10 protein-coding genes are annotated in these 15,568 nt (G+C 32.9%); 7 read left to right on the forward strand and 3 right to left on the reverse strand.

Annotated features, from left to right (window positions below):
• Positions 1–73: 73 nt before the first annotated feature.
• The 3 genes from ACJBCC_RS03900 to ACJBCC_RS03910 form a co-directional block, all read right to left on the reverse strand.
• Positions 74–1,180, reverse strand: a complete 1,107-nt coding sequence (locus ACJBCC_RS03900; protein WP_299098286.1) for an ABC transporter permease — start codon at positions 1,178–1,180, stop codon at positions 74–76.
• Positions 1,181–1,210: 30 nt separating this feature from the next.
• Complete coding sequence (locus ACJBCC_RS03905) at positions 1,211–2,602, reverse strand: CmpA/NrtA family ABC transporter substrate-binding protein (RefSeq protein WP_407556442.1); 1,392 nt, start codon at positions 2,600–2,602, stop codon at positions 1,211–1,213.
• 427 nt (positions 2,603–3,029) lie between these two features.
• A complete protein-coding gene (locus ACJBCC_RS03910; RefSeq protein WP_299098284.1) occupies positions 3,030–3,698 on the reverse strand; it encodes a Crp/Fnr family transcriptional regulator in 669 nt (222 codons plus the stop codon).
• A gap of 611 nt (positions 3,699–4,309) precedes the next feature.
• Here ACJBCC_RS03910 and nirB point away from each other — a divergent pair.
• From nirB to ACJBCC_RS03945, 7 genes are all read left to right on the forward strand, one after another.
• Positions 4,310–6,826 carry a nitrite reductase large subunit NirB gene (gene nirB, locus ACJBCC_RS03915; RefSeq protein ID WP_299098283.1) on the forward strand — a complete coding sequence of 839 codons (2,517 nt, stop codon included), beginning with the start codon at positions 4,310–4,312 and terminating at the stop codon, positions 6,824–6,826.
• 18 nt (positions 6,827–6,844) lie between these two features.
• Positions 6,845–7,222, forward strand: a complete 378-nt coding sequence (gene nirD, locus ACJBCC_RS03920) for a nitrite reductase small subunit NirD (RefSeq protein WP_299098282.1) — start codon at positions 6,845–6,847, stop codon at positions 7,220–7,222.
• A gap of 29 nt (positions 7,223–7,251) precedes the next feature.
• The gene (locus ACJBCC_RS03925; RefSeq protein WP_299098281.1) at positions 7,252–7,833 is read left to right on the forward strand and encodes a DUF4202 domain-containing protein; all 582 of its coding nucleotides are present in this window, start codon (positions 7,252–7,254) and stop codon (positions 7,831–7,833) included.
• Positions 7,834–7,845: 12 nt separating this feature from the next.
• Positions 7,846–9,663 carry a type IV pili methyl-accepting chemotaxis transducer N-terminal domain-containing protein gene (locus ACJBCC_RS03930; protein WP_407556443.1) on the forward strand — a complete coding sequence of 606 codons (1,818 nt, stop codon included), beginning with the start codon at positions 7,846–7,848 and terminating at the stop codon, positions 9,661–9,663.
• Positions 9,664–9,715: 52 nt separating this feature from the next.
• A complete protein-coding gene (locus ACJBCC_RS03935) occupies positions 9,716–10,378 on the forward strand; it encodes a response regulator transcription factor (protein ID WP_299098279.1) in 663 nt (220 codons plus the stop codon).
• Positions 10,379–10,604: 226 nt separating this feature from the next.
• Positions 10,605–14,126, forward strand: coding sequence for a nitrate reductase (locus ACJBCC_RS03940; RefSeq protein ID WP_299098278.1), 3,522 nt, complete (start codon positions 10,605–10,607; stop codon positions 14,124–14,126).
• Positions 14,123–15,565, forward strand: coding sequence for a rubredoxin (locus ACJBCC_RS03945; protein WP_299098277.1), 1,443 nt, complete (start codon positions 14,123–14,125; stop codon positions 15,563–15,565). The genes ACJBCC_RS03940 and ACJBCC_RS03945 overlap by 4 nt, the downstream gene beginning before the upstream one ends.
• The last annotated feature ends 3 nt before the right edge of the window (positions 15,566–15,568 follow it).

A 15,568-nucleotide genomic window follows, 5' to 3' on the forward strand; every position in this document is an offset into this window, starting at 1 on the left:
AATTCTGTTTAATGGTTGATTTGCTAATAGTTAAACCAATTTCACGATTAACTATTCAAACAATTCCATATTATTAAATAGCATCTGTTTTATCAAAAGACACCCAATTTTGTATGGTTAACATCAATCGATCTAATAGGAAACCAATTATCCCAATGACAAACATCGCAACAATTATTTTTGCATTAGAGTCATTTGCTCCATTCTGAAATTCTTCCCAAACAAATAATCCTAAACCAGGACTTTGGGCTAACAGCTCAATAGCAATTAATACCATCCAAGCTACAGACAACGTGATTTTTAACCCTGTAAAAATTAGAGGTAATGATGAAGGCAATACAACTTTGAAAATTTTCTGAAAAGACCCCAATTTCAATACTTTAGCAACATTGATGTAATCTTTATCTACAGAAGAAACTCCCATTGCCGTATTAACTAAAGTTGCCCACATTGAACACAACCCAACACTAATGAATGAGATCGTAAAAGAACTATCTTCGTTAGAATCTATTAACAATGTTTTTACAATCATAAACACAAGTAAATACCATACTACTGGAGAAACGGGTTTAAAAATTTGAATAAACCAGTTAAACGCACTTTTTAAAGTAGGACTTAGTCCTATAAAAATTCCTAACGGAACTGCTATTAATAAAGCCAATAAAAAGCCAGCAAAAACTGTTTTTAAACTTCTAAATATTTGATCCACAAAAGAAGGTCTTCCTGTATAAGTAATTTCATCTAATCCATCTGCCACACGTTTTTCATTTAAAGCGGCTGTCTTTTCTTTGAAAGCAGCTTTATCTGCAGCTATAATATTGTGATCCCTTAAAAGAGATTTATAAGAATCCCATACTTGAGATGGTGAAGGCAAAGTATTTGGCTTACAACTTACATCTCCAGAAGCTATACAAGCCTCCATAGCATCTGCTGCAGCTTGACCTTGGTCTGTTAAAGCTTTTTCAATTTTAAAATCTGCTTCTTTATTATAGAGCGCCTTTGCTCCCATATGCCAAAGCCCAATAAATAATAAAATAGAGGCAAGTGGCACAATAGTTTTACGTAGTAAGGTTTTAAAGTCTTCCTTATCTATGTTACCTGTAAATAAATCTTTAATAGTACTTAAAAAGCCTAATCCTATAAATTTAGTAACCTTTCCTAATGTTAAACTTTGCTTCATAACTTATTATTTAAAAAATACTTATCTTAATTATTGTGCTGCCTTATCCTTGTTTCCAATTTTAAAGCTATTGATATACGAAATAGGGTCTTTAGCATCATACATAGTACCATCAATAAAATCTGTTGTAGCTGGCTTATAACCATCTGTTGTAGGTATATCTGTTGCTGGTATGTTTCCTTCTTCTACTAAAAGTGTTGCGGCTTTTTTCCAGATATCTGGTCTGTATATATCTTTAATTGTACTAGCATACCAATCTGCAGACTTTGCTTCAGGAATTTGTCCCCATCTTCTCATTTGAGTTAAAAACCAAATACCATCTGAATAGAATGGATATGTTGCATTATACTTATAGAATACATTAAAATCTGGCATATCTCTTTTGTCACCTTTTTCAAATTCAAAAGTACCAGTCATTGAATTCGCTAAGACAGCTTCATCAGCACCTACGTACTGGGACATAGATAAAATCTTTACCGCCTCTGCTCTATTACTTGGCTCATCTAACCATTTTCCTGCTCTTATTAATGCTTTTGTAACAGCTATAGCCGTATTTGGATTTTCTTCAACAAACTTCTCTGTCATTACAAATACTTTCTCTGGGTTATTTTTCCAGATATCGTAATTCGTTACTACAGGCACGCCAATTCCTTTGAAAACAGCTTGCTGATTCCATGGCTCACCTACACAATATCCAAAAATAGTACCTGCTTCTAAGGTCGCCGGCATTTGTGGTGGAGGCGTTACAGATAATAAAACTTCTGCATCAATTTGTCCTTGCACGTTATCAGCAGTATACATTCCTGGATGAATACCAGCAGCAGCTAACCAATATCTAATTTCATAATTATGTGTAGATACAGGAAATACCATACCCATTTTAAATGCTTTACCATCCGTTTTATATTGATCAATAACAGGCTTTAACGCTTCTGCTTTAATCGGATGAATTGGTTTACCGTCTGAATCTTTAGGAACATTTGGCTTCATTTTAGACCAAACATCATTTGACACTGTGATACCATTTCCGTTTAAATCCATTGAAAAAGCAGTAACCAATTTAGCTTGACGACCAAAACCTGCTCCTGCAGCAATAGGTTGACCTGCTAACATATGTGATCCATCTAACTGACCATCGATAACACGATCTAAAACATTTTTCCAATTAGACTGCGCTTCAACTGAAACGAATAAACCTTCATCTTCAAAAAAGCCTTTTTCCTTTGCAATTGCCAAAGGTGCCATATCTGTTAGTTTAATAAAACCAAAGGTTAATTGTGGCTTTTCAATTTCTAAAGTTTTTGTTGTTGAAACCTCAGCAATTTCTTTTTCTACAGTTTCTTTTTTTTCACTTTCGCCACAAGCAAATAATAAAACTGCTAGTGATAAAATAAATGTAGATTTTGATAATAATGTCTTCATATCTATGTTGATTTTGTAGTTAATCTAAGTATTAATACTTATATGAGACAAATATAGAAGCGAACTTTTAAACAACACATGCAAAACACTAGTATAAAAACGTTTTTTCCGTAGCTCACGCACCACCTTAAAACAAATCAAAAACTGTAGTTTTACATATTATTATTATAAACAACACAACTACAAATCATTATAAATCAAAAAAAATACTTAGATAAAATTAATTACCTAAGTATTAACTATAAAGATTAAGCTTATTTATCTAAGTAAAAGTTATAATTATTGTATTTAAATATGAAGTTTTGGCGTTGACCATTAATTAATTTCGAAGAATTTGAGCTAAATACTAAATCAAATACCAACATAACGTTAGATTTTAATTACTTAGTATTTACCAAAATATAGAGTGGATTGTAGTTATTTGATGTTAACTATTTAAAAAATAATTGTGTTCAGAGATTTCATTTCTAAGCTGCTCTACGTCTACTATACCAATACGTTTGCCAATTGCAAAGATTAAATTTTCTTTCTTAAGTGCAGATATGGTTCTAGTAACCTGCTCATCTGTTGTACCAGCAAAACCCGCGATTTCTTTTCTGCTTAGTTTTAAATCTAGTAAACCTTTATGATTTGTGCCAAATTTTCTATTTATATATAATAACGCATCAATAACTTTTTCTCTAACTGTCATTTGTGCAATGGCTTTAACTTTAGATTCCGTCTTATTCAATTCATAGGCATAAAACAACATAAGATCATAGGTTAATTCAGGGATCTTTTTAAGCATCAGCTTTAATGTTTTATCGGTAAAATTACATAGTATAGAATCTTCTAAGGCGACAGCTCCAATAGAATACTTTTCACGAATACCAAATCCACGATGCCCAATTATCTCTCCATTAGTTACAAAACGAAGAATCTGCTCTTTTCCGTAAATTCCTGTTTTTAACACTTTAGCCTTCCCTTTATTCATAAAGAATAAACCATTTGTTGGAGCGCCTTCCATAACAAATTGCTGACCACTTTTACAAACAATAGTGCTTCTATCTTCCATAAATTCTTGAATTGAATCTAATTCGATATTTTTCTTAATCAAACAATTTTGATTAGCACAAGTTTTACAATGTATTGCTGGTACAGCCATAATTAATTCAACAAATTTAAAACTCGCGTTTTTATGGACGTTTGCAAGAATACTAAATGCTTATTTTCTAACAATTCAGTATTAATACGTATTAAGTTTTAAAAATTCATATTACAACAATATTATAAAACTAAGTATATATACGCAATATTATAGCAACAAAACTACGTACGTATTTGTTTTATTATGCATTCCTTAAATAGGGCTACAAAGAAATTACAATTACTCAAAAAAGAACCTTGAATATTAAGAGTATCGTATTTTATTACTTTAAAGTATAGCGCATTGACTACAAACACTTAATAATCATTTAATTACAACACATTAGACACAATAAACCAAACACATCATAACAAATTCTACAACAGATTATTACGAAAAATAAGAATTCAACCATCGCAATTCTGATTTTTCGCGCTTCTTTTTAATCAAATTGGTATTTAAGTGAGGATAAATTTTGATTTTCGCAAAAATACGTATTACAACATCAGATATGCGTTTCTATGTATAATTTATTACGTATTTATACTTAATTTTGAGTTTGATATGTAAATCCAAATGTTATGAAAACTATAGTTGTTATAGGAAACGGAATGGTTGGCTACAAGTTTTGTGAAAAATTTGTTACTAAGGAAGGACATGAAAATTATAAAATTATTGTGTTTGGTGAAGAACCAAGACCAGCATACGATCGTGTTCATTTAAGTGAGTTTTTTGAAAACCAAGACGCTAAAGCCTTAGAAATGGCTCCAAGATCATGGTATGAAGAAAACAATATTCAACTTATTACAGATACTCGTATCACAGATATACATAGAGGTAAAAAAACAATTACTAGTGTTAGCGAAGAAGAGTTTCCTTATGATTATTTAGTTTTAGCAACGGGCTCTTCTGCGTTTGTTCCACCAATAAAAGGTGTTGAAAAAGAAGGCGTTTTTGTTTATAGAACTATTGAAGATTTAGAGCGCATGTTGAGTTATGCTGCTAAAATTAAAGAAAACAACCCAAATGCAAGAGCTGCAGTACTTGGTGGTGGATTATTAGGTTTAGAGGCCGGAAAGGCTGTTATGGATATGGGCTTAGAACCTCATATTGTAGAATTTGCTTCTAAATTAATGCCAAGACAATTAGACTTAAGAAGTAGTCAAGTATTACAGTTAAAACTAGAGTCCATTGGCTTAAATATCCACTTAAGTAAAGCAACAAATCAAATTTTAGGAGATGATGGCTTTATCACAGGAATGGAATTTGGAGAGGATGACAAGTTAGATGTTGAGATGTTAATCATTTCAGCAGGTATACGTCCAAGGGACGAACTCGGTAAGACTTGTGATTTAGAAATGGGAGTTCGTGGAGGTATTGTTGTTAACAATAAAATGCAAACTTCTGACCAAAATATTTTTGCCATAGGTGAAGTTGCACTTTATAATCATATGATTTATGGTTTGGTTGCACCTGGTTACGATATGGCAGAAATAGCAGCTAGTCAAATATTAGGTCAAAGCGATGTTTTAATGCCAGATGAAATAGACATGTCCACCAAACTAAAACTAATAGGTGTAGACGTTGCTAGTTTTGGAGAACCCTTTATGCCAGCATCTAAAGGACATTCCATTATTTTTGAGAACAAAACACAACATTTATATAAAAGAATCAACGTAAGCCTTGATGGAAAATCTCTACTAGGAGGCATATTAGTTGGTGATGCAGCAGATTATAATATGCTACATCAAATTTACTTAAACGGCATGGCAATCCCAGAAGATCCTGCCCAATTAATTCTTCCTGCCAGTGAAGGTGGCGCCTCTTTTGGCGATGTTTCTGATTTGCCAGATGAAGCACAAGTCTGTTCTTGCGAGAGTGTTACAAAAGGACAAATATGTAGCGTTATTGAAAACGGAGACGCTACAGATGTAGCTGGTGTTGTAAGTTGCACAAAAGCTGGCACAGGCTGTGGTGGATGTAAACCAATGGTAACTGACCTAACGAACTCTACATTAAAAGCGTTAGGTATTGAAGTAAAAGAAGGTGTTTGCGAGCATTTTGACTTAAGCAGACAAGATCTTTACAAAATCATTCAAGTTAAAGGGTATACTAATTTCAATGAAGTCTTAGATAACCATGGCAATGGTGGTCATGGTTGCGAATTATGCAAACCTCTTGTAGCTTCATTGATGGCAACAATTAATGCTGACACAGCAAATAAAGAATATGCTATACAAGATTCTAACGATAGATTTTTAGCGAATATTCAACGTAACGGAACCTATTCCGTAGTACCAAGAGTTCCTGGTGGTGAAATAACGCCAGACAAGTTAATTGCATTAGGTCAAATTGCGAAGAAATATGATTTATACACCAAAGTAACAGGTGGTGTTAGAATAGATTTATTTGGAGCAACACTACAACAATTACCCTTAATTTGGAAAGAACTCATCAGTCATGGATTTGAAAGCGGACACGCTTACGGTAAATCTCTACGTACCGTAAAAACTTGTGTTGGCTCAACATGGTGTCGTTATGGTATGGACGAAAGTGTTTCTTTCGGAATTGAGCTAGAAAACAGATATCGTGGTATACGTGCGCCTCACAAAATTAAAGGAGGTGTTTCTGGCTGTATACGAGAATGTGCTGAGGCACGAGGAAAAGATTTTGGATTAATCGCTGTAGAAGGTGGATGGAATTTATATCTAGGAGGGAATGGTGGTGCAAATCCTCGACATGCTGAATTATTCGCAGAACAAATAGACAATGAAACTGTTATTAAATACTTAGATCGCTATTTAATGTTTTATATGCGTACGGCAAAACCTTTGCAAAGAACTGCTGCTTGGCAAGAACGATTAGAAGGCGGCTTAGATTATCTTAAAGAAGTGATAATAGAAGATAAACTTGGTATTGCTGAAGACTTAGATAATGAAATGCAAACATTGGTTAATAAATTTGAATGCGAGTGGACCCAAGCCGTAAATGACCCTGAAATGATGAAGCGTTTTAATCATTTTATTAATAGTGACGAAGAAGATGACAACTTAGTATTTATTCCAATGAGAGAACAAAAAATGCCTAAGGCTTGGTAATATTTAAAACAAAAAACTATGGATTCAATTCTAGAAAATTATAAAACTGTACAAGTTAAAAGCGTAAAAGTTTGGTTTAAGGTCGCTTCGGTAAACGATTTCCCTACGGATGGTGGAGCCTGCGTAAAATACAAAGACAAACAAATTGCTGTTTATAATTTTAAAAGAACCAACTCTTGGTATGCTTGCCAAAACCTTTGCCCTCACAAACTAGAAATGGTTTTATCTAGAGGAATGATTGGAGATCAAGGAGGTATTCCCAAAGTTGCTTGCCCAATGCACAAAAAAACTTTTTCTTTAGAAACAGGAGAAAATCTTAATGGAGATTTAGGTGCCATAGCCACTTACCCTGTAAAAATTGAAAATAACATTGTGTATATTGGATTTTCTGAATAGATTTAGAAATTACATTAAATCCTTCTCTTTTGAAAACTAAATTTGAAAAAGCAATTGCCTTAATAGATCAAAAAAATTCTGAAGACCCTAATTCTATCGCGTATGAAGGCAAAGAATTTCCTAAAGAATTGCTATACTCACAGCGCATGATGAGTAAACTTCTTGACGTAGACGCTAATGCTTCTGAAGAACTTCAAATAGCCATTAGAGCGCAACATATTGGTCGTTGGCAAATAGAACGAAAATCATATCCTATGGATAAAATTGGATATTTTCAATGGCGAAATGACCTCAAAAAAATGCATTCAGAAATCACGAGTCAAATTTTAAATAGTGTTGGTTATGACAAACCATTTGTTGATCGTGTTTCATTTTTAATAAATAAAAAACTAATAAAAAAAGATACAGAAACGCAATCATTAGAAGATGTTGCATGTTTGGTTTTTTTAGAATATTACTTAGAGGATTTTATAGCAAAACATACTGACGAAAAAATTATTGATATTCTTCAAAAAACTTGGGGAAAAATGTCAGCAAAAGGGCAAGAATTAGCGTTGCAATTAGACCTTTCTTCAAAAGGACTCTCCTTAGTTAAAAAAGCATTAGAATAAAACTCAAAAACAATGACAACCAATGTTGGCTCATTAGATAATCATACTTTTAGTAAGCTTAGGCGATTATATATCATTGCGCTAAGTGCTATTGCCTTGTCTGTTTTTATTAGCCAAATATTTGTTAGAAATTATTTAGATGATCAACAAAGTGATTCTACCGTCATTAATGTTGCTGGTCGGCAAAGAATGTTAAGTCAGAGAATCACAAAAGAAATTTTGTTAATCTCCACTGAAAAAAATATTGAAGAAAAAAATGAGCTAAAAAACCAGCTCATAAAAACACTAAGTTTATGGGAAACTTCTCACAACGGATTACAAAAAGGAAGTGACAGTATTAATTTACCAGGAGAGAATAGCCCAGCCATTATTGCCATGTTTAAAAGGGTTAATCCTTATCATCAATCCATTTTAAAAGCAGCAAATTCCATTATACAAACGGTAGAAGCTAACCCAGAAACAGCAAATATTTCTTTGTCCAAAAACATTGAATTAATTAAAGAAAATGAAGCCCCTTTTCTGCAATTAATGGACAAAATAGTAAACCAATACAATGCTGAAGCCAACACAAAAGTAGATCGTTTACGTAACTTAGAATTAATTTTAGTCATCATAACTTTAGCGATTTTGCTAGGTGAATTTATCTTTATTTTTTGGCCTTCAGCAAAATTTGTAAAAGCAACTATAAAACGTTTATTAAAGTCTGAAACACAGGCTTTAAAAATTGCTCGTGATGCAGATATTTTAAGAGAAAAAAACGAAAATTCAGTTAAAGAATTGCGGAAATTAAACGAGGTAATGGATAGAACACTTCTATTCGCCAGAGTAGATGCTAATGGTTTAATTATTCATATTGGTGACAAATTCTCAAGATTATTCAAGCTCTCTCATTTTACACAAGGGTTAAAATTATCTGAAATCATTTCTATACACAAAAGTGAACAAAAAGTTATAGATGATTTATTAGCTTATAATAGTAAAATTGGATGGCAAGGTGAGGTAAAAGCCACTAAAAAAAATAATGAAACCGTATGGCTAGAAATGTATATTATTCCATTTTACAGCGTTAATGAAAAATCTGAATTCATAATTATTTCTTCAGATATAACTTCTAAAAAAAATGCACAATTAGAAGTAGAAAAACTTTCTAACGAGCGCTATAAAGAGCGCATGAATCAACAAAAGTTAATTGCAAGTAAAATCATAGAAAACCAAGAAAAGGAACAAAATAGAATTGCAAAAGATATTCATGATGGCATTGGCCAAATGCTTACAGGTTTAAAATTTAATTTAGAAAGCATAAATCCTAATGATATAGAAAAAGCAGCAGTTAAAGTCGAGTATTTAAAGGAATTGGCCTCAAATATTATTCAAGGCGTAAGAACAGCAACGTTTAATCTTGCACCTCCAGAATTAGGGGATTATGGCATTATTCCTGCGCTAACCAAACTTACTAAGGAGCTTAATAAATTCACAAATAAAAAAATAGAATTTTACAATAAAACGAATTTTGACCAACGATTAGATTCATTAATTGAAATCAACATTTACAGAATAACACAAGAAGCCATAAATAACGCAATAAAATATGCCCAATCTAGCCATATAATAGTAACGCTGTCACACAGCACCAGTATACTAAGTATTATCATAGATGACAATGGCGTTGGTTTTGACACTAACAATAGTAAAAATCCATCTAAGGAGTCTGGTGGTATGGGAATGATGTTTATGAAAGAGCGTATTTCTTATATAAATGGCCGATTTTTTGTAGATTCTTCACCAGAAAACGGAACGCGCATTACGCTTAATATACCTATATCTAATTAGGTATAATTACTTAAAAAATACTATTTTTGTGTTATCAAATTACTAAGTATTTATGAATAACTTAAATATAGTTCTTGTTGATGACCACGTATTGGTAAGAGATGGAATAAAAGCACTTTTAGAAGAAGAGCAAGGAATCACTGTAATTGACGAAGCTTCAAATGGTCTCGAAGCGCTTGAGGTTTTAAAAAATCAAAAGCCCAATTTACTCGTTGTGGACATAAGAATGCCAAAGATGAACGGTATTGAGGTCGTAAAAGAAGTAAAAAAAAATTATTCAGGTATAAAAACATTAGTGCTTTCAATGCATGATTCTGAAGAATATGTATTAGATGCTATTCAGGCTGGTGCAGATGGTTACCTTTTAAAAGGAGCAAGCAAAGAAGAATTTCTTAAAGCATTACAAACTATAGCTTCAGGCGGAAAATATTTTACAGGTGATATTTCTGCTATCATTGTTAATAATCTTACCAATAAGCGCACACCCTCTGAAAGCCCAAAAGAAATGATAGTTGAAAATCCATTTCAATTAACAAAGCGAGAAAAACAAATTCTTAAGTTAGTTTTAAAGGGGAATAGTAATAAGGATATTGCAGCCGAATTAGAAGTAAGCAAGCGCACTGCCGAAGTACACCGTTTTAATCTTATGAAAAAACTGCAGGTAAAGAACCTTATTGAACTATCAAATAAAGCGGCAGAATATAATTTCAATTAGATATTTTTGACGCAATTAGCAATTTAAAGCACACTTTGTTGTGTTATTATAGAAAATTTGCGAATACATTCCTTTTTTGATAAAATTATCAAAAACACTTAGAATTTAAGATTTAAACTACGTATTAATACTTACTTTTATAACTGTTAACTCTATTAATTTCCAAAATTGGTAATTCATTAGAAGGTAACCTCGTTATCAACAGTTCTCATTAAAAATAAGTCTTGTGCAGCAAAATCAAATTAAAACAACGTGTTCTTATTGTGGCGTAGGTTGTGGAATCATTGTAAAAAAAGATTCAAATGACAATATCACTGTTGAAGGAGATAAAGAGCATCCTGTAAATAAAGGAATGCTATGCTCTAAAGGCATGAATCTTCATTATGTAGCTAAAGACACTTCGGACAGGCTTTTGTATCCCCAAATGAGATGGAGTCGGTCTCATCCTCATGAACGTGTTTCTTGGGATTCTGCCTTAGATAGAGCTGCTGGTGTTTTTAAATCTATTATTAATAAATACGGTCCAGACAGTGTAGGGTTTTATGTTTCCGGACAATGTTTAACCGAAGAATACTATATAGCCAATAAACTTACCAAAGGTTTTTTAGGCACCAATAATATTGATACTAACTCTAGATTATGCATGAGTTCTGCCGTTGTTGGCTACAAAAAAGCATTTGGCGAAGACTCTGTCCCAATTTCTTATGAAGATATTGAATTAGCAGATTGCTTTTTCATTACAGGCGCAAATCCTGCGTATTGTCATCCAATTCTTTTTAGACGATTAGAAATGCATAAGGAAAACAATCCTGACGTTAAAATTATTGTTGTAGACCCAAGAAAAACAGACACTGCAAATTTTGCAGATTTACACCTTCAAATTATTCCAGGAACGGATATTGTTCTTAATAATGCCATAGGAAGACGCTTAATTGACCGAAAAAAAATTGATAAAAACTTTATTAAAAATCATACTGAAGATTTTGAAAAATATAAAAAACATGTGCAATCTACCTCGCTTAAAGAAGCTGCACATATTTGCGGTATAACTGTAGATGAAATAAAAAAAGCAGCTACAATGATTGGTAATGCTACCGGTTTTGTAAGCATGTGGACCATGGGACTTAATCAAAGTGCTATTGGAACTTATAAGAATTTCTCATTAATTAATTTATCCCTTATTACAGGTCAAATAGGCAAACCAGGTTCTGGGCCTTTTTCTTTAACAGGCCAACCAAATGCAATGGGAGGAAGAGAAGTTGGAGGTATGGCAAATTTATTAGCCGTTCATAAAGATTTATTAAACGAAAAAGATAGAAATGATGTAGCTGAATTTTGGAATGTAAATAAGATATCTCCAAATCCAGGACTTACAGCAACCGAAATGTTCGACGCCTTAGAAAGCGGAAAAATGAAAGCCATTTGGATTATTTGCACCAACCCAATGGTAAGCATGCCCAATTCTCATCGTATTGAAAAAGCTCTTAAAAATGCCAAATTTGTTGTCGTTCAAGATATTTCAAAAAACGCAGACACAGTAGACTATGCAGATTTAGTACTTCCTGCTGCTGCATGGTTAGAAAAGGAAGGTACCATGACCAATTCTGAGCGTCGTATATCGTATTTACCTAAAGCTCTCGAAGCACCAGGCGAAGCAAGGCCAGATGTAGAAATTTTATGTGATTTTGCAAACAGAATGGATTTTAATGGCTTCAATTATAATTCTACAAGCGAGATTTATCAAGAATACTGCGCCATGACTAAAGGTTCAAACATTGATATTTCTCATCTTAATTATACAAGATTAAAAAATGAAGGCACCTTTCAATGGCCAGTTCCCTCGTCTGGACATAAAGGAACACCTCGACTTTTTGAAGACAAAAAATTCTATACACCTTCTCAAAAAGCAATTTTCAACATTCCTGCGACAACAAAAAACACATCTGAGCATCCAAATTTAGAATTCCCTTTAATTTTAACAACTGGAAGAATAAGAGATCAATGGCATACCATGACAAAAACGGGTAAGGTCTCTAGATTAAAAACCCATTACTCTAGTCCTGTTTTAGAAATTAACAATGCAGATGCCTATGTTAACAAAATTAAAGATGGTGATGTTGTAGAAGTTAGAAGTGGAAATGGTGTTGTTAGAGTACGAGCTAAACTCACAAACAACGTTAGACTTGGCGTTGTGTTTTTACCAATGCATTGGGGAAAACAACTGCAGAGTGACCTAAATAGAGCTAACAATTTAACCAATACGCTCGTTGACCCTATATCAAAAGAACCCGATTTTAAATACACTCGTGTTTCTGTTTCAAAATACAAAAAACAAGAAGAAAAGATTATTGTAGTTGGTGCAGGTGCCGCTGCTTTTAGATTTGTTCAGAATTATCGCGATCATAATGAAACGGATAAAATCAGTGTATTTTCAAAAGAAGATAATCCTTTTTACAATCGTGTTTTACTTCCGGAGTATGTTACTGAGGAATTATCTTGGGAGCAACTTCAAAAAATAAAAGATCTTGAATTAGAAAAACTAAAAATAGATTTATTTGGTAATACATTTATAGTTGAAATTGACAGAGTTAATAAATTAGCTATTGACAATAATGGTAATACACATCCTTATAATAAGCTCATATTGGCAACTGGTAGTCGTGCTTTTGTACCAAATGACGTACAACTAAAACTGCCAGGAAGGTTTACACTAAGAAGCAAAACAGATGCTGACAGGTTTAAATCTTACCTCAACGCAACTAACTTACCTGCAAACAAACAACACGTAACCATTGTTGGAGGAGGCCTTTTAGGGCTAGAACTCGCTGCAGCTTTAAAACACAAAAATGTAAATATTACCATTATTCAAAGAGGCTCTAGACTTATGGAAAGACAATTAGACCAATTGTCTAGTAAATTACTTGCTATGCATGTACAAGAATTAGGTATTCAGGTCTATTTTTCTAACGAAGTAAGTACGGTTTTTAATGACGAGGACACTGACGAATTAGGAATAACACTAAAAAGTGGAAAAGCATTTAAATCTAACGCTATTGTATATGCTATAGGCACTAGGCCAAATATAGAAATAGCAAAAACTTGCGGAATTACTTGTGGTCGAGGCATTAAAATAAATCAACATTTACAATCCTCAGACCCAAATATATTTGCTATCGGTGAGATTGCAGAATTCAAAAGCACCTTATTAGGTATCACATCTGCAGCAGAAGAACAGGCAGCCATATTAGCTAACTTTATTTTAGGAGATATTAGTAGTATTTACAAAGGCTCAGTAGCTATGAATATATTAAAATTTAGCAATTTAGACCTTTGTAGTATAGGTAATATATCTGTGCCAGAAAACGACCCAAGCTACGAGGAAATCATTTTTACGGACATGAGTAAACGCTATTACAAAAAATGTATAGTTAAGGATGATTTGTTAGTTGGCGCCGTTTTAGTTGGTGATAAAAATGAATTTGCAGAATTTAAAGGCCTTATTGAAAGTAAGGTAGAATTATCTAATAAAAGAGATTCTTTATTAAGAGGTGCTTCAAATGATAAACCCGTTTCAGGAAAACTAATTTGTTCTTGTAGTCAAGTCGGTGAAGGTAATTTAGCCGAAGCTATTACCAATGGTTGTACTAACTTCACAGATCTATGCAAGCAAACTGGTGCTGGTCTTGGTTGTGGCAGTTGTAAAACAGAGGTTAGAGAAATTCTCAATGCCCAAAAAGAATTAGTATGATAAACAGACTAACGAGATTGATTATAAAAGGAGGTGTTTTGTCTCCAGCAGAATTAAAACTAATTTGTCAATCTGCAGAGGATTTAGGTTCTGATGTGATATCATTTGGTTCAAGACAAGATATATTATTTCCAGATGACCTAAATAGCGAAAAAACAGAAACGATTGAAGGTTTTCAGATGGTTAATCCCAAAAGAGACCATTCAGAAAATATTATGTCGTCTTATGTTTCTGCAGATATTTTTCCAAATACTTCTTGGCTTACAGGAGACAAGTATTTGTATGTGTTAGAACAATTTAGAAATGAACATCGTTTAAAGATAAATATTACAGATCCAAAACAACGTTTAGTTCCTTTATTTACTGGACACCTTAATTTTATTGCTTCAGAACAAGAAGATTATTGGTACCTGTATATTCGTTTACCTTTTTGGAAAAAAATGGAAATCTACCCTGTTTTAATCTATAGTTGGGACATGGCTAAAGTGGCAACAGTTATAGAAAACCTTCTCAAAGAAGAACCTGAAACAATAGACATGATTTTTGATTTGGTTAATGATGCTATTCAAACGAATAACATCACTATAGACAAGCAATTACACGTACCATTCCATCCATTTCCTTATTACGAAGGCATGAATAGAATTGGTGGCGACAAATATTGGCTAGGTTTATATTGGAGGAATAACCGATACGATCTAGACTTTTTAAAAGCCATGTGCGATTTATGTTCTGATTGTAAAATTGGAAAAATATCTATCACGCCATGGAAATCTTTTATTGTAAAGGATATACCTGTGAGTGCTAAATTACATTGGGAAAAATTTCTAGGAAAACATGGTATCAATGTTAGGCATTCTATGCTCGAGTTAAATTGGCATTTACCTGTAGCTAATGATGATGCTTTAAAACTAAAGAAATACTTAGTTGACTATTTTGACACTAACGATATTAGTACCTACGGCTTAACTTTTGGTATTACTGAATATACTAGAAAAGCCTATTATTTTACCTCTATTGTTATTGAGAAAAATACGCCTCCTACTGGTTTAAAAGATTTTAAAATACGAGATACCTACAACTTATTATACGCTAAAAATTTCGACCCAAATACTAGAGATTATATTGTGCACGTACAAGAAGTTGACAAAGCAGAATTGCCAAATTTACTGATGGAACTGAGTCGGTTATATTTTGAACAATTAGGTTCTGACACAGATGAAATAAAAACTTTAGAAGACACTGAAGAAGAAATTGAGTTTGAAGTGTACCAATGCAGGGACTGCTTAACAGTTTACAACCAAGAGTATGGCGATATTACTCAAAATATTGAACCAAATACAGCTTTTGAAGCTTTAGATAATAATTACACATGTTCGCTTTGTGATGCACCAAAAAGTCATTTTGAAAAAAAGATTTTTACAAAAAAAATAAGTTAAATT

Origin of the sequence: Winogradskyella sp. 4-2091 (assembly GCF_045765065.1) — a bacterium.
Taxonomy (GTDB): Bacteria; Bacteroidota; Bacteroidia; order Flavobacteriales; family Flavobacteriaceae; genus Winogradskyella.